The organism is Erwinia sp. B116, assembly GCF_002865965.1.
GTDB lineage: Bacteria > Pseudomonadota > Gammaproteobacteria > Enterobacterales > Enterobacteriaceae > Erwinia.
This window is the reverse complement of sequence record NZ_JRZZ01000025.1, coordinates 17,218-33,160: the sequence shown is the minus strand read 5'-3', so window position 1 is coordinate 33,160 and position 15,943 is coordinate 17,218. Positions and strand designations below refer to the sequence as shown.

Below are 15,943 nucleotides of genomic sequence, written 5' to 3'. Positions count from 1 at the left end.
TTAGACCCGTCATTACCCCTGCGATTCTGTGATCCTGCTCTCTATCCTCTGAATACGCCCACCGCCGCTGCGAATGTTTGCTCAGAAAACTCTAAGTCGATCACAGTTTTCAGCGGAATATTACGCCAGGATGAGCGCATTAAAATGATATCGATACCATATAAATGCATTCAGAGAGGCCATTATGAAAGCGTTAGTGTTGGCAGAAGCCGGTAAGATCGCCATTGAAGATCGCGAGTTTGACGAGGTGCTGGGTCAGGATGATGTGCAGATCAAAATCCACTCGGTGGGGATCTGCGGCAGCGATGTGCACTATTACCAGCACGGGCGCATCGGGCCGTTTGTGGTCAGGGCACCGATGGTGCTCGGCCACGAGGCTTCCGGCGTGGTGCTGGCGGTAGGCAGCAACGTCACTCACCTGCAGCCCGGCGACCGGGTATGCATGGAGCCGGGCATTCCGGATATGAACTCGGCGCAGACCCGCTCCGGCATCTATAACCTTGACCCGGCTGTGCGCTTCTGGGCCACCCCGCCGGTACACGGCTGCCTGCGCGAAAGCGTCATCCACCCCGCCGCTTTTACCTTTAAGCTGCCGGACAACGTCAGCTTTGCCGAGGGGGCGATGGTCGAGCCGCTGGCGATCGGCATGCATGCCGCCACCAAAGCGGGCATTAAGCCGGGCGATATCGCACTGGTGATCGGTGCCGGTCCGATCGGCGTGGTCACCGCGCTGGCGGCGCTGGCAGGCGGCTGCTCTGACGTGATCATCTGCGATCTGTTTGATGAAAAGCTGGCGGTTGCCGCCAACTACGACGGTCTGCACGCGGTGAACATCAAATCCGGCGAGCTGGCGGGCAAGGTAGCGGCGCTGACCAGCGGTAACGGCGTGGATATCGTCTTCGAGTGCAGCGGTGCCAAACCGGCGATTGCCGGGGTGGCCGAACACGCCGCACCGGGAGCTACGGCGGTGCTGGTGGGCATGCCGGTTGACGCCGCGCCGATGGATATCGTCGCCGCGCAGGCCAAAGAGATCACCTTCAAAACCATTTTCCGCTACGCCAACATGTACCCGCGCACCCTGCGCCTGCTGAGCAGCGGCAGGCTGCGGGTTACCCCGCTGATCAGTCAGACCTACAAGTTTGCCGACAGCGTTGCCGCCTTCGATCGCGCCGCAGCCGGTAACGCCTCTGATATCAAAATCATGCTGGAGATGGAGTAAGCAGATGGCGCTTTATGCAGGCATCGACTGCGGCACCCAGGGCACCAAGGTGGTCATCGTCGATGGCGATACAGGCACCCTGCTCGGTGAGGGCAGCGCGGCACATCAGCTGATTGCCGACGCCAGCGGTCGCCGCGAGCAGCAGGCCGACTGGTGGATTGAGGCGCTGATTAGCGCCTTTCATCAGGCGGTGGCCGCGGCCGGCGTGGCGGCGGCGGATATCGTGGCGCTGGGCGTTTCCGGCCAGCAGCACGGTTTCGTGCCGCTGGATGAGCAGGGCAAGGTGCTGCACAACGTGAAGCTGTGGTGCGATACCGAAACCGACGCTGAAAATCAGCAGCTGATCGCCGCACTGGGCGGCGTCCCGGCTGCGCTGGCGCAGCTCGGGCTGCTGCCGGCCACCGGTTATACCGCCTCGAAAATTCTCTGGTTCAGACAGCATCATCCCGAAAAGTGGGCGCAGCTGCACAGCGTGCTGCTGCCACACGACTATCTCAACTTCTGGCTGACCGGCGAACGGGTCGCCGAGTATGGTGATGCCTCCGGCACCGGACTGCTCGACGTGCGCAGCCGTCAGTGGGACCGCCGCACGGTGGAGCTGATCGACGACAGCGGCCGCCTGTGGAACGCCCTGCCGCCGCTGCTCAGCGCCGGACAGTGCATCGGTACCCTGCGGCCGGAAGCGGCGGCGGCGCTGGGGCTCTCCCCGGCCACCCGCGTTGCCACCGGCGGCGGCGACAATATGATGAGCGCCATCGGCTCCGGCACCATCGCCCCCGGGGTGGTCACGCTCAGCCTCGGCACCTCCGGCACGCTGTTCGCCTGGTCGCCGGAACCGCTGGCCTCGCCCTCTGCGGAGGTGGCCGGTTTCTGTTCCAGCGATAATGGCTGGCTGCCGCTGATCTGCACTATGAACGTCACCTCAGCGACCAGCACGGTGCAGACCCTGCTGCAGGAAGATATCGCCGGCTTTAACCGGCTGCTGGAGCAGGCCGCGCCGGGCGCCGGCGGCGTGGAGATGCTGCCGTTCTTTAACGGCGAACGCGTACCGCCGCTGCCGCACGCCCGCGCCAGCCTGCACAACCTCGGCAGCGACAACTTTACCCGCGCCAACCTGGTGCGGGCGGTGGTGGAGAGCGCCACCTACGGCCTGCGCTACGGCATTGAGCTGTTCCGCCAGCAGGGAATAACGGTGAGTGAAATCCGCCTGACCGGCGGCGGCTCGCGCAGCGCGGCGTGGCGGCAGATCGTCGCCGACGTGATGGGCTGCCCGGTGATCTGCCTGCAGGTCGGCGAAGCGGCCGCGCTGGGCGGGGCGATTCAGGCGATGTGGATGACAGCGCTGGCGGATGAACACACGCCACCGTTCAGCCCGCTGCTGGCCAGACTCTGTCAGCGCTTTGTCGCCCTGGATCCGGCCACCCGCACCGAGCCGGACGCCGCGCGCCAGGCCGAATACGACACCCTTTATCAGCGCTATCTGCAGCGCCTGCAGCAGTCTTACCCGGAGGTTCAGCCGTGACCCGCGATCCGCAAACGCAACAATCCGCTTACCTGCTGGAGGTCAGCGGGGTCAGGAAGGCCTTCGGGCCGGTGGTGGCGCTGAAAAACGCCGAGTTCAACCTGCGCAGAGGCTCGATCCACGCGCTGTGCGGCGGCAACGGCGCCGGCAAGTCGACCTTTCTCAGCATTCTGATGGGCTTTATCCAGCCGGACGGCGGCGACATCTTTATCAACGGCGAGCGCTGCGAGTTTCACCACCCGAAAGACGCGCTGCGCGCCGGGGTGGCCATCGTCCAGCAGGAGCTGAGCGCCATTCCCGACCTGACGGTGGCGGAGAATATCTGGCTGGGCCGCGAACCGCAGCGCTTTGGCTTTGTGGATTTCGCCACTCTGAACAGGCGTACCACTGCCCTGCTGGCTGAGCTGGATTTTCATATCAGCGCCACCGAGAAGATGCGCAATTTAAGCGTTGCCGAGCAGCAGCTGGTTGAAATCGCCAAGGCGCTCTCCCACGCCAACGCCGACATCATCATTATGGATGAGCCGACCTCGGCGATCGGCGAGGAGGATGCGCAGAAGATCTTCCAGACCCTCAGGCGGCTGGCGGCGAAAGGCAAAGGCATTATCTACGTCTCGCATCGTCTGTCGGAGATCTTCCAGATCGCCGACAGCTACACCATCTTCCGCGACGGTGCCTGGGTGCACGAAGGCTTTATCGCCGATATCACCCGCGAGCAGCTGATTGAACACATCATCGGCGGCGAGTATGACAGCGAGTTCGCCAAGTTTAACCGCCCCGGCAGCGAGGTGATGATGGAGGTCAATAACCTGCGCTGGCGCCACCGGATCAAGGATATCAGCCTGCAGCTGCGCCGCGGCGAGATCCTCGGCATCTACGGCCTGGTGGGTTCCGGGCGCAGCGAGTTTCTCGATCTGATCTTCGGCATCGAACACGCCGACAGCGGCACCATCCGCCTCGGGGAGAAAACCCTCGCCCGCCACTCGCCGAAGCAGTCGATCGCCAGCGGCATCGCCTACGTTACCGAAGATCGTAAGGAGAGCGGGCTGGTGCTGTGCCGCTCGGTCAGCGAGAACATCAATATCGCCTCGCTCTCTGCGGTGAGCCGCGCCGGGTTTATCGACCACAAACAGGAGCAGGCGCGCACCGCTGACATGATCCAGCGCTTTAACGTCAAAACCCACGACGGCGAGCAGCCGGTCGGTAACCTCAGCGGCGGCAATCAGCAGAAGGTGGTGCTGGGTCGCTGGGCGCTGCTCGACCCGGAAGTACTGCTGCTGGACGAGCCGACGCGCGGCATTGACGTCGGTGCCAAGAAGGAGATCTACCGCTTTATGTCGGACTTTGCCCTGAAAAATAAGGGGATCATTATGGTGTCGTCCGAGCTGGCGGAGATCATCGGCATGAGCGATCGCATCCTGGTGTTCCGCGACGGTGAGCTGGCAGGCGAGCTGTCGGCAGCGGAAGCCACCCAGACAGAACTGATGAAACTCGCGGTTTAACAGAGAGATAATAAAATGACGACCACCCATTCCTTAACGCCCGGGCTGTCCTTTTTCACCCGCAACAAGCGCCGTATGCACAAGTACGGCATCATCCTCGCCTTTTTTGCTCTGTGCCTGATCGTCGCCGCCGTCGGCGAGTACCAGGTCTCGCAGGGGGCCTGGAGCAGCAACTACTTCCTCAGCAACGAGAATATGCTGATCGTGCTGCGTCAGGTGTCGATCAACGGCATCCTCGCCATCGGCATGACCTTTGTGATCATCACTGCCGGGGTCGATCTGTCGGTCGGCTCGGTGCTGGCGCTGAGCGGCATCGTCGCCGCGCGCTTTGCCACCAACAACGCCGGGCTGGCGATTGGCGATACCGCCCACGCGGTGATGATGCCGATGATCGTGGCGCTGGGCATTGGCATCGTCTGCGGGCTGATTAACGGCACGGTGCTGGCCCGTTATCGCCTGCAGCCGTTTATCGTCACCATGGGCATGCTCTCCGCCGCGCGCGGCCTGTCGATGCTGACCACCGACGGCAATCCGGTGTCGCAGCTTAACAGCGACTTCCGCTGGCTGGGCAACGGCTATACCGCCGGCATTCCGGTGCCGGTGATTATCTTTATTCTGCTGTTTGGCCTTGCCTGGCTGCTGCTGAATAAAACCCTGTTTGGCCGCTACGTCTACGCGGTGGGCGGTAACCCGAAAAGCGCCCGCACCTCCGGGATTAACGTGGTGCGTATCAAGGTACTGGTTTACACCCTGTGCGCCGGGCTGGCCGGTATCGCCGGGCTGATCCTCACCGCACGCACCGGCTCGGCGCAGACCAACGCCGGAGCCGGCTACGAGCTGGACGCCATCGCCGCGGTGGTGATCGGCGGCACCAGCATGGCGGGCGGCGTCGGAACGCTGGTCGGCACCTTCTTCGGCGTGCTGATTATCGGCGTGATGAATAACGGCCTCGACCTGCTCGGGGTGCAGTCCTACTACCAGCAGATTATTAAAGGCGCGCTGATCGTTGTCGCCGTATTGCTTGACCCGTCGCGTAAGCAGCAGCGCGACTGACTTATAACAACAACACCCTACTGGAGAGAACCATGAATAAGACCAAAATTGCGTTGCTGACCTGTGCACTGACCCTCGGCAGCATGGCGGCTGCGCAGGCCGCCCCGGTAAAAATCGCGGTGCTGATGTACGGTAACAAGGCTGAATTTGTCCAGCTGATGGAGAAGTACGGCAAACAGCATCCGGCGGTGAAGAGCGGTGAAGCGGTGCTGACCTTCTATGACGGGCGCTATGATGCCTCGGTGCAGAACGACCAGGCGGCCACCGCCATCCAGACCCGCGCCGATGCGATTATCGTTAACCCGATGGATTTTGAAGCCAATATCGACATCGTCACTAACGCTAACGAGGCCAAAATTCCGGTGGTGGTGACCAACGCCCGCCTGAATACCGAAGCGATGACCGCCGAAGTGGTCTCCAACGATGAGCTGGGCGGCTATCTGGAAGCTAAAGCGGTACTGGATAAGCTCGACTGCAGGAAGAACAAGGTTAACGTGGTGATTATCGAAGGGCCGAAAGGCGGCAGCGGTGAGATCCAGCGCGGTAAGGGTAACGATAAGGCGATCGCCGAGTGTGGTGCCGGTCAGGTGACGGTGCTGGAGCGTAAAACCGCCAACTGGTCACGCGCCGAGGCGCAGCCGCTGATGGAGAACTGGCTGCAGAAGCACCGTGGCAAGATCAACGGCGTGATCGGCCAGAACGACGAGATGGCGCTGGGCGCCATTGAAGCGATTAAAGGGGCCGGGCTGAACGTGAAGGACTTCGCCATTGCCGGCGTCGACGGCGTTTCTGATGCGATCCACGCGGTGCAGGCCGGTGAGATGGTGTCGATTCTGCAGGATGCCAAAGGCCAGATTCAGGGCTCCATCGACGTGGCGCTGCGCGCCGTGAAGGGCGACAGCTACCAGCCGCAGTCCGATATCTGGCAACAGTACGCGAAGGATCTGAAGTGGGACGGCGGCACGCAGAAACATTATTACATTCCCTGGACCACCGTGACCGCCGATAACGCCCAGCAGCTGCTGGACGCGCGTAAGTAAGCCGGCGCTTCTCCTCCGGCAACATCGCCGGAGGAGGATCTGCGCATGCGGCTGCGGCCGTTACACTCCGGCCGCAGCCGCTTTTTCACTCTCCCCGTCAAACTCCTGCATAAAGGTAAATACCCCGGCCTTGCGCTGGTAGCTGTCGATCAGCGGCACCAGCCGGGTAAAGTGCTCACTCTGACAGTGTGCATCCAGCGCGGCCCTGTCCGGCCAGCTCTCAATAAAGATAAAATGCCCCGGATCGCGGTGGTCCGTAAACAGCTCGTAGCTGATACAGCCTGGCTCCTGACGGGTTTTCTCCACCAGCTCGCGGTAGAGCGGCATTACCGCTGCAATATGCCGGGTGCTGATAAAATCTTCGGCAATCACTTTCAGCATAGTTACTCCTTTTATCCGGTCGTCTGCGATCCCGGCCCGGTTATATCAGCGCAGATTCAGCTGCTCTGCCGCCCGCTCCGCCAGCGGCAGCAGATGCCCCTGCGCATGAATGGCAAAGGTTGCCAGCCGCACCGCACCCTCTCCCTGCTGCAAGGCCAGCGCGGCCGCAAAGGCCTGATAGTGGGTGCTGGCGGTCAGCGCACTCTGCTGCGCCATCAGGCTGCTGAACAGCCCTGCGCCCGCCACCAGCGTGATGGCAAGGAATGCCAGCCGCACGCGGCGCTCCTGCTGCGGCAGCAGCGCGGCAAGCAGCCGTCCGGCCAGCAGGATCAGGCTCAGCGCGTTAAGCAGGATCAGCACGCTGCCGAGGGCCACCGTCAGACCGGCGCTGTAGATTACCCCCATGACCTGGCGTGTCGTTTCACGATCCAGCTTTACCGGCCGCGCCTTCAGCGGCGCGGTGACGCCGCTGGCCAGCTGCAGGCTGCGCAGCGCCAGCAGTTCACCTTCCGGCACCGGCCGATCGCTAACGCCGAAGGCTATGGCCAGCTGTGGCGTGGTTTTGTTAACCAGCAGCTTATTGACGCCAAACACGTTCGTTTTCTGTTCGGCGGGCATCGCCGCCACGCTGTCGGAAATAAAATGCAGTACCCAGGCTTTGGAGGCCCAGGTGGTGCCGGCAATCAGCGTCAGTGCCAGCAGGATTATCGCCAGCCCGCTGGCCTTGATCCGCTTCAGCAGCGGCTCGGCCACCAGCGTGGCCAGCAGCAGCAGCGTGCCGCTGGCGGCCATCAGCCAGAAGATCAGCGCGGTGGCGCGGAAGAAGCCGATCTCACGGGCGGCGTACAGCGCGCTGAGCGCAAAAGCCAGCCACAGCAGGGTGACCAGCAGCAGCACCAGGTTCAGCGAGAAAGCCGTCCAGCTGCGGCGGGCGGCGGGTTGGGTCAGTTGCTCGTCGAGCGGAGAGAGCGTCATGGGGCAGTCCGTTAGTGGGTTAAAACAGGCCAGAGAAATGACGCCGGCTTAAACCGGCGGCGTACCCAGTGAGGCGATCAGCTGTTCGGCGTCAGCGGCGCTGTACTCCGCGTTGTGCATCGCCATCGCGGCGCGGTCGGCGTAGTCGCTGGCGCGCTGCTGCAGCATCAGCGATTCCCCGGTCACCTCCTCCAGCGAGCTCATCGTCGATCGCGCCTGGCGCAGATGATCCTCACCCAGACCGATCGCCTGCTGCGCGGCGTGCAGGTTTAGACGTGCACGTTTGAGGATCTCCACCGCCTCGTAGGAGATCTCATTCAGCCCCGGCTGATGCGCTTTCTGAAAATCCAGCGAGCGGCTGTCGCTCCAGCGGCGCAGCAGCTCGCGGGATTCATCGTGGTACTGGTTCACCTGGTGCGAGAACAGCATCGTGTGCTCCTCCACCAGGTTGTAGATCGACTGGATCTGCAGGGATGCGTCCATTACAGGCCCTCTTTACTGTTGATCTTTCGCAGCGCTTCAAAGGCATCGCTCAGCTCTTCGCGCGCGCGCCACTGGCGGCTCTGGTACTCCTCAAGCGAACCCTCAAAGGCGTAGTGCCCCTGCAGCGCATCGGCCACCTCATCTTCTGCCTGCGTGGTGTGCTGGCTGGCGGTCTGGTGCTGGGCGCTCATCTGTTCCGCCAGCCGGCTGCCGTGCTGCGCCTGCTGCCAGGCTTCATCAGCCCACTGCAGCGCTTCCCGCGCGCTGTGGCTGGCCTGGCTGGCGCGATCCCGCGCCTGATCGGCGTGATGCAGCGCCTGTTCGGTTTTACTGACGCCCTCTTCGCAACCACGGTGCCTGTTGAGGGCATCGTTCAGCCGCGCGATGGCATCCTGCAGCAGCGCCTTACAGTGGTTCAGCCGCTGCAGTGCGCTGTCGACGTTGCGCATTGCGCTGTTCATCCGCGAGGCTTCCGAGCTGCAGTTCGGCTGGATGCGTTCGCCCTTCGAGTTGGTGGTATACGAGCTGGTGCAGCGGTTATACGAACTGCGGGCAAAGTTCAGCTCATCTTCGGCGCTGCTGTACTGATGCTGTGCGCTGGCCACCTGGCTTTCGGCATGGATTTTCGCCGCCCGGCACTGGCTCACCAGCTGGACGGCCCGTTCCAGTGCCGCCCGCCACTCCGCGCTGGCACGCTGGCAGCGCTGAAACACGCTGGCCGCGTGGCGATGGGTCTGCGCCGCGCGTTCGTCGGTGCTGTTGGCCAGCTCCCGCACCGCATGGCTTTTCTCCTGCACCTCGTGCAGGTGCTGCGTGGCATCGTCGATCTGACTGCTGACCAGCGATACCCCCTCTTTGAAATCGGCCACCACGTTATCAGCGCGGCGGAAGTGGCCCTTGTTCTCCTGCTGCACCACGTTGAAGTTGCGGCTCCAGTCCAGCAGCTCCTGTTCGATCTGGTCGATCAGAAACTGGGCTTCACGCGGGGTCTGTGTCATTCCGTTAACCTTCTGATTGGGATTGTGCGGTCAGCTGTTCGAGCATGGCGTCCAGCCGCGGCAGAATAAGATGCAGGCGCTGCGCCTGCTGCTCAAAGCGCCGGGTAGCGCGCTGAAACTGCTGGTTGAACGCCTCTGCACCCTCGCCCTGATACGCCTGGCGCAGGCGGTGCCACGCGGCGATCAGGTTCTCGCGGCGGTGCTCCACCTCCTGCAGGCGGCGGGCGATATCGTCACGATAGTCGCGCAGCCGTTCGGTCTGCTGCGCGCTCATCAGACGTTCCCCCGCAGATAGCTGGCGATCTGCCGCAGCTTCACGGCTAAGTGATCGTCCAGCGCCGGCGCGTCAGTTTTCAGGTACGCATCGTTCTCGGCGATGCACTCCTCAAGTAACACGGCGGTGGCGTGATGCTGTTCATCGCGCCACAGCTCACCCAGCAGCGCATAGCCCTCCTGCAGGCTTTTCTGCTGGCCGGCCAGCGCCTGGTGGAACGCCTCCAGCTCGCGCTGGAGGTTTCTCATAAGTGGATAGCTCTCATTCAGCGACAACGGGCACCCCGGCAAAGGATTTGTCCAGCATCTGCTGCAGCAGCTCTCGGGTCTGCTCGCGACCGATATCGTGGTCGAAGGCGTAGCTGCTGAACAGGTTACGGGCGCGCTCGCCCTTGACCAGGTCAACGTACATCGCCGCCAGCGGATGCTCGGTCATCTCTTCGATCTGCGTGGCCGCCAGCGAGGCGAACAGCGTCATTGAGTCGTCGGCGCTGAGCTGCTGCACCACGCGATGGATAAAGTCGCGGCCGTCGCGGGACGGATTCATAAAGCTCTGCAGCGCCGGTACCGACTCAGCGGAGACGATCACGTGGCGTGAGCGGTCGCTGCCACGGCGGACCAGGTCGCGCCAGGTGGCCCACAGGCCGCTTTCCGGTGCACCGTACGGGTCGTAACCGTCAACCAGCGCGTTGATGCGGTCCGGCTCGCAGACCACCAGCAGCCCCTGGCGGGTGTGCGCGGCGTCGGCGAAACCGGTCAATGCCGCTTCGGCACCGTCGGCATCGGCGATAGTGACGTTTGCACCCAGCCCCTGCAGATACTCAGCAGCCGTGCGCACGATGCCGCCGCCCGGCAGATACGGATCCAGCGCGTCAATCACCGTCAGGTCAATCTCCTGCGGGTTTACGGTGGCAGGCAGGCCGATAATCATATTGGCCAGCATCGCCGCACGCAGCTCGGTGCGCGCACCGACCATCAGCAGGTTCTGGCCGCGGCCGCGGCGCAGGGTGCAGAGCGCGTGGGAACGCACGTCGAAGTTGCGCCCCAGCCACAGGCCGATCGGCCTGCCGGAAGGCGTCCACATCCGCTCCTCAAAACCGCCGTCGCGCAGCGGCGTGGCGGCAATACGCTGCAACTCGTCGATGGACGGCGGCGCGCTCTGATGCTTCATCACAAAGGCGTTATCGGCCAGCGTGCTGGCCATGGTGCCATCCAGCATAATTGGCCGTGACGCCTGCGGGCCGGCGTGGGCAACAATGCTATCGATCACCGCTTCCAGCGTCGGCTGGGTCTCGTCTGCGCCCTGATAGTCATCACGACGTGCCAGGCGAGCGACCGCACCACGGTGGTTATCGCCATCGCGACCGGACTGGGCGTTAATGACCAGCTCACCGGAGGCGGCCAGGTCGCGGATCAGGCGTTTACCCTCGGCGCCAAAAGCGGAGATGGTCTGAATATAGTCCTGTGCCAGCGACAGCGAGGCGCGCAGGTGGATTTCGTTAAAGTTACTGCTGCGCATCCCCTCCACGTCAAAGCGCTGGGCGCAGAGCAGCAGGTGGGTACCCGCAGCGCGCCCCATGCGCAGGATCGGGCCAAGTTCGTCCATGCCCGCCTGCGGGTCGCCCTCAAACACCAGCTGATATTCGTCGATAATCATCAGCATACGCGGCAGCACCTTGCCGGTTTTGCTGCGGTACGCGGCGAGGTTGTTGACGTTCTCATCCTTGAACAGCTCATAGCGGCGCTTCATCTCGGCGTGGAAGTCGGCGAGGATTTTGCGCGCGATCGCCGGACGGGTGCGTAGCGACACCACTTCCGCGTGCGGCAGTTGGTTGTAGAGTTTAAACTCCACGCCGTGCTTGGCGTCCAGCAGGTAGAGCTTAAGCTCATCCGGCGAGTAACGGCTGGTCAGGCCGGAGATAATCACGTGCAGCAGATGCGATTTACCGGAGCCGACCTGGCCGGCGATCACGCCGTGCGCCACTTCACCGGATGCGTGATGCTTACCAAACAGAATATTCAGCCGCTCGCCGACCGGCGTTTCAATACGTTCGGCCGAGCTGGCCGTCATCATCTCGTCTGCACTGGCCAGCGCGTTAAAACTGTTACTGCTCTGCTGGCGGTTGCTGGCGCCGGCCTGGTCGAGCAGCTTCTCAATCTGCTGGTGGCTGGCGAATTCCGGGATCAGCAGCCCGCTCTCTTCACGACAGTCAATCACCACCGCATTTTCAAACGCTTTCATATCGAAATCACGCGGCAGCGGCGAGGAGGTGTTGTACTCCAGCACCAGATGACGGCCGGCGCGGGGGCCGGAGACGCCGATACGGGTCAGCAGTTCCAGCGCGCGCGGCTCACGCTCGTAGGCCGACGGGAAGTCGACCACCGCGACGATCTCAAAGGATTCACCGGAGCGGCTCTCTTTTGGCAGGTCAAGGAAACGGCCTGCACCGCCAACCACCCGCTGGTTAATGCGCTGGATATCCTGGGTGATGGTGGTCAGCGTCTCGCCGAGGGTGTTACCGGCCTTGCGCGTGCGCGGCAGGCTGGCCTCAAACGGGAAGGTGGCACCGAGCCCTTTCGGGTCAAACAGGGTAAAGGTCGAGCTGCCTGGCAGCAGCGCGGCGGTGCGCAGTACGATATCACGCTGCACCGCGCGCGAACGCTCAAGGCTGTTGTTGTCGGTCAGCAGGATCACCGCGCCTTCCGCCCGCAGCAGCGGCTGGTAAATCACCCGGAAGGCGTGTTTACCGTCAGGCTTGCGGACTGCCACCTGGCCGTAGAGGTAATACTCCAGCGGCGTCGGATCGTTATCCGCCTTAAACAGGTCCCAGAATTCGCTTCCCCATGGCGCGCACAGCGGCAGCGGGATCTGGTCATAAAGCGCTCTGACCCGCGCCTCTTCGGCGGCGAATTGCTGTTCCAGCGCAGGCGCCAGCAGTGGAACCGCGCTCTGCAGATAACCCACCTGTTGACGGATTTTCCCTTCCAGTGCATCAATTGACTGGCGAGTTTTAGCAAGTTCCGCGCGCAGCGCCGCGGAGCTGGATGTTGAGTTCATCGACTTTTCCCAATCAGAAGACAAGATAGAGTCCCCACAGCACAATGACGCCAAAGATAATCAGCTTGGTTTTTTTCTGGCGTTCGGCTTTCTCGGCCTGCTCCAGTTTTTGCGTCAGCTGATGGTAGTGGTTTTGCTGCTGGCCCAGTTGCTCGCCGAGCTGACCGAGGCTGGCGACCGTTTGCTGCACCTGAGCAAAGTCGAGTTCCTGAACTTCTGGCGGTTTACTGCTGCTGAACTTATTAAAATCTTTTGCAAGCTTTTCAGCAGCGGCGCTGGTGCGTTGGTACTGCTGCTGCGTCGCCAGCACGTCTTTAAAAGACTCGCTAAACTCGGTGACCAGTTGTGATTGTTGCATTGTCAAAATCCCTGTTCTGCAATGAAACGGCATCCCGTTTATCTGTTTAATCAGCGTATTAAAACTGAATTTTTAGCCGGTGATCCGGGCGGGGTGAGGCAGCTACAGGCGCGGTAAGCGCGCAGGGTTATTCCCTGCTATACGGCGGGTTATCGGCCTGTAGCGTTAAAAACCGTTAAATATTGCTAACTGGAGCAACTATCGTCAAGAGATAATTCTTATTATCCGAACAGGCTGGAGCAGACATACAATCCAGGAAGTGCGATCAACATAAGGGGACAGACAGGGTAACCCGTCGCCAGCCAGATCCCGTTGTGCAGGTGAAGCGGGGAGGTTTTATCATCTTTCACAGCATTACCATAACCCAGCCGATTATCAGCCCGGGCTTACCCGCTGTACAGTCTGGCGGGACTCACCGTCGGTACACCCCGCCAAAATTACAGCGAATACAGCAATCCAGTGGCGTTTAGTTTATCAATGTGATCGCGTTATCCGCTGTTCCGGGTATGCATCTCACCGCGCAGAACGCTGCGCTAAGCCAGAACCGTTTCGGCGTTACTGTTACTCACTGCCCGGAACGCCGTAACCCGGTGCCCGGCGCGGATCCAGCGCGCGGGTGATATAGGCCGCCATCTGCGGTTCATAAGCCTGCCAAAGCGACTCCAGTGCGGCCACCGGATCGGTGTCGCACCAGTCCACCCGCAGATCGACCACCGGCCAGGCGTAGTTATCCACCACGTTGACCGCGGCTGAGTGTACCGGCCCGGCCTCGCCACCGGCAGTCAACCCGGCACGCAGGGCAGCAATCAGCCGCGTGGTAAACGCTCCTTTGACCTCAGTGAACGCCGTGGTCATTGCCGCGGTTACTGCCGGGCTGGCCAGCATATTTCCGCCCGCAATACAGTCCTGACCCTCGGCCACGCTGAAGGTGCCGAGCGTGCGATCGCCGCTGAAATGGGCCGTTCGCCCGGCAATGTCAATCACCGTCACCTGCCGGTACTGGCTGAACGCATCTTCTGCCAGCGCCTTGCGCAGCGCCTGCTCCGGTGCCAGGCCGTCTTCCAGGTGGCCCAGCACCCTCTGGCCGAGCACCGGCAGGGTGATATTCTGGCTGGATACCGCGCCCACCCCCGCCAGCAGCCACGGGCAGCGGGCACCCACGGCGATGCTGGATGAACTGATGGCAATGCCCAGCTGCCCGCTGTCCGGGCAGCGGGCCGCAACGGAAAGAGTCATTATGCCCCCTTAGTTGCGGCATCCCGGTCGTCCGGGATCACCGCAATCACGTCAATTTCCATCAGCCACTGCGGCTGCGCCAGCGCAGAGACCACCAGCCCGGTGGAGACTGGAAACACCCCCTTCAGCCACTTGCCCACCTCACGATAGACCGGCTCACGGTAGCGCGGGTCGATGATGTAGGTGGTGGTCTTGACGATATGGGAGAGATCGCTTCCCGCCTCCTCCAGCAGCTGTCTGACATTCTTCATGGCCTGCCCGGCCTGCGCCTGCGGATCGCCGAGGCCAACCAGCTTCCCGTCAAAGTCGGTGCCAACCTGGCCGCGAACATAGACCGTGTTGCCGGCGCGTACCGCCTGGCACAGGTCGTTATCCAGCGTCTGATTCGGGTAGGTTTCTTTGGTGTTAAACATGCGAATGCGCGTATGCGTTGGCATCTCTTTTTCCTCTTTAGTCCGTTGGTTCGGACAGCTGTTGCTGCCCGCTGTGTGCCCCTGCCGCCCGTCAGAATCAGGGCTGAAACTCGCTGTACCTGCGTTGCGTGGCAATATGATCGGCAATATGCCCTGCGTCATGCCACACGCCCCAGATAAACGACGACCCGCGGCGGGAGAGCCACGGCAGCCCGAGGAAGTAGACACCCGGCTCGCTGGAGACACCGCGCTGATGCAGCGGCCTGCCCTGCCGATCAAACGCGTTTACATTCAGCCAGCTGTAGTCGGTGGCATACCCGGTGGCCCAGATAATGCTGCTGACGCCGGCTTCGGCCAGGTTCAGCGAGGAGAGCGGTGCGCTGACGCACGCGGGCAGCGGCAGGAACTCCCGCGCGGCAGATTCTTCCGGCAGATCGAGCCCGTTGCGGGCGATAAAGGCATCCGCGGCATCCAGCAGTGAAAGATAGTTTTCATCCCCCCGACGAATATTCTCTGCCAGGTCGGGCCGGAAGGTCACCACGCCCTGTTCAAACGCGTGGGTCATACCCACCAGCGTCACGCCCTGCTTCGCCAGCACGCGAAAATCGACGGTGTGCCCGCCGCGGGCGCCGCTCACCGCAATGGTGACGTGCTCTTTACCCGGTTCACTGGTTGTGGCATCCCACAGGCCGAGCACCCCCAGCCACCAGCAAAAATCGCGGTTGCGGTAGGCGCGCGGCGGACGGTCGTGCGGCCCGACGGAGAGATAAACGGTTTTTCCTGCGCGCTGCAGCTCATCGGCGATTTGCACACCCGATGAACCGGCACCGACCACCAGTACAGCCCCTTCCGGCAGCTGCTGCGGATTGAAATAGTGTGCCGAGTGGATTTGATAAAGCTCAGCGTGCACCGGCGCAATGCGCGGGATCACCGGCACCTGGAAGGGACCGGTGGCGGCAACGATGCGCAGTGCTTCAATCATCCCGTCAGACGTTTTCACAGTGAAACCCGCCCGGCCGGTATTGCGCACAACGCTTTTCACTTCCACCCCGGTACGCAGCGGTACCTTGAATTTTCGTGCGTAGGCTTCCAGATAATCGGCAATCTGATCTTTGGGCACAAAGTCGCCCGGTGCCTGTCCGGGAAACGTCAGACCGGGGAAGCGATCGTGCCAGGCAGGGCCGTTGGCGACCAGAGAGTCCCAGCGCCCGGAACGCCAGGCTTCTGCAATTCGGTTCTTTTCCAGTACGAGGTGGGAAATATCGTGCCGGGTCAGGTGCTCGCTCATGGCGATACCGGCCTGGCCTCCCCCCACCACAAGGGTATCAACGACTGTTTTTTGCCTGGTCATACGGTTGTCCTTCGAAAATATCGGTCAGGGAACCCTTTCGTCGGACTTCAGGTTATTAGAGGGGGAGCAGCGGGTAAATTA

16 protein-coding genes are annotated in these 15,943 nt (G+C 62.2%); 5 read left to right on the top strand and 11 right to left on the bottom strand.

All coding sequences use genetic code 11. The features are described from left to right. Positions 1-184: 184 nt before the first annotated feature. The 5 genes from NV64_RS16055 to NV64_RS16035 all read left to right on the top strand — a co-directional run bounded on the left by NV64_RS16055 (position 185) and on the right by NV64_RS16035 (position 6,336). Positions 185-1,219, top strand: a complete 1,035-nt coding sequence (locus NV64_RS16055; protein WP_056238653.1) for an NAD(P)-dependent alcohol dehydrogenase — start codon at positions 185-187, stop codon at positions 1,217-1,219. Positions 1,220-1,223: 4 nt separating this feature from the next. Next, entirely contained in the window at positions 1,224-2,741 is a 1,518-nt protein-coding gene (gene xylB / locus NV64_RS16050) for a xylulokinase (RefSeq protein ID WP_056238647.1), read from the top strand. Continuing rightward, entirely contained in the window at positions 2,738-4,243 is a 1,506-nt protein-coding gene (locus NV64_RS16045) for a sugar ABC transporter ATP-binding protein (protein WP_101506305.1), read from the top strand. The genes xylB and NV64_RS16045 overlap by 4 nt, the downstream gene beginning before the upstream one ends. 75 nt (positions 4,244-4,318) lie before the next feature. Further along, on the top strand, positions 4,319-5,296 hold the full coding sequence (locus NV64_RS16040) for an ABC transporter permease (protein WP_369814397.1): 978 nt from the start codon (positions 4,319-4,321) through the stop codon (positions 5,294-5,296). Positions 5,297-5,328: 32 nt separating this feature from the next. After that, entirely contained in the window at positions 5,329-6,336 is a 1,008-nt protein-coding gene (locus NV64_RS16035; protein WP_101506304.1) for a substrate-binding domain-containing protein, read from the top strand. Positions 6,337-6,396: 60 nt separating this feature from the next. Here the strand turns inward: NV64_RS16035 and NV64_RS16030 are convergent, their stop codons facing one another. The 11 genes from NV64_RS16030 to NV64_RS15980 all read right to left on the bottom strand — a co-directional run bounded on the left by NV64_RS16030 (position 6,397) and on the right by NV64_RS15980 (position 15,862). Then, positions 6,397-6,717: a putative quinol monooxygenase gene (locus NV64_RS16030; RefSeq protein ID WP_056238636.1), complete on the bottom strand. Its 321-nt coding sequence runs from the start codon at positions 6,715-6,717 to the stop codon at positions 6,397-6,399. Between the two features lie 45 nt (positions 6,718-6,762). After that, the gene (locus tag NV64_RS16025) at positions 6,763-7,692 is read right to left on the bottom strand and encodes a hypothetical protein (RefSeq protein ID WP_101506303.1); all 930 of its coding nucleotides are present in this window, start codon (positions 7,690-7,692) and stop codon (positions 6,763-6,765) included. Positions 7,693-7,740: 48 nt separating this feature from the next. Then, the gene (locus tag NV64_RS16020) at positions 7,741-8,175 is read right to left on the bottom strand and encodes a hypothetical protein (protein WP_056238627.1); all 435 of its coding nucleotides are present in this window, start codon (positions 8,173-8,175) and stop codon (positions 7,741-7,743) included. Continuing rightward, the gene (locus NV64_RS16015; protein WP_056238624.1) at positions 8,175-9,173 is read right to left on the bottom strand and encodes a hypothetical protein; all 999 of its coding nucleotides are present in this window, start codon (positions 9,171-9,173) and stop codon (positions 8,175-8,177) included. Before NV64_RS16015 ends, NV64_RS16020 begins: the two co-directional genes overlap by 1 nt. Before the next feature lie 4 nt (positions 9,174-9,177). Then, positions 9,178-9,447 (bottom strand): hypothetical protein, encoded by a 270-nt coding sequence (locus NV64_RS16010; RefSeq protein ID WP_056238621.1) that lies wholly within the window; start codon positions 9,445-9,447, stop codon positions 9,178-9,180. Then, positions 9,447-9,695: a hypothetical protein gene (locus NV64_RS16005; protein ID WP_101506302.1), complete on the bottom strand. Its 249-nt coding sequence runs from the start codon at positions 9,693-9,695 to the stop codon at positions 9,447-9,449. The genes NV64_RS16010 and NV64_RS16005 overlap by 1 nt, the downstream gene beginning before the upstream one ends. Before the next feature lie 13 nt (positions 9,696-9,708). After that, positions 9,709-12,504 (bottom strand): FtsK/SpoIIIE domain-containing protein, encoded by a 2,796-nt coding sequence (locus NV64_RS16000; RefSeq protein ID WP_101506301.1) that lies wholly within the window; start codon positions 12,502-12,504, stop codon positions 9,709-9,711. Between the two features lie 13 nt (positions 12,505-12,517). Then, the gene (locus NV64_RS15995; protein ID WP_056238610.1) at positions 12,518-12,862 is read right to left on the bottom strand and encodes a hypothetical protein; all 345 of its coding nucleotides are present in this window, start codon (positions 12,860-12,862) and stop codon (positions 12,518-12,520) included. A gap of 561 nt (positions 12,863-13,423) precedes the next feature. Beyond that, on the bottom strand, positions 13,424-14,098 hold the full coding sequence (locus tag NV64_RS15990) for a DUF1028 domain-containing protein (protein WP_101506300.1): 675 nt from the start codon (positions 14,096-14,098) through the stop codon (positions 13,424-13,426). Beyond that, the gene (locus NV64_RS15985) at positions 14,098-14,535 is read right to left on the bottom strand and encodes a RidA family protein (RefSeq protein WP_056238603.1); all 438 of its coding nucleotides are present in this window, start codon (positions 14,533-14,535) and stop codon (positions 14,098-14,100) included. The genes NV64_RS15990 and NV64_RS15985 overlap by 1 nt, the downstream gene beginning before the upstream one ends. 73 nt (positions 14,536-14,608) lie before the next feature. Then, a complete protein-coding gene (locus tag NV64_RS15980; protein WP_056238599.1) occupies positions 14,609-15,862 on the bottom strand; it encodes an NAD(P)/FAD-dependent oxidoreductase in 1,254 nt (417 codons plus the stop codon). Positions 15,863-15,943: the final 81 nt, after the last annotated feature.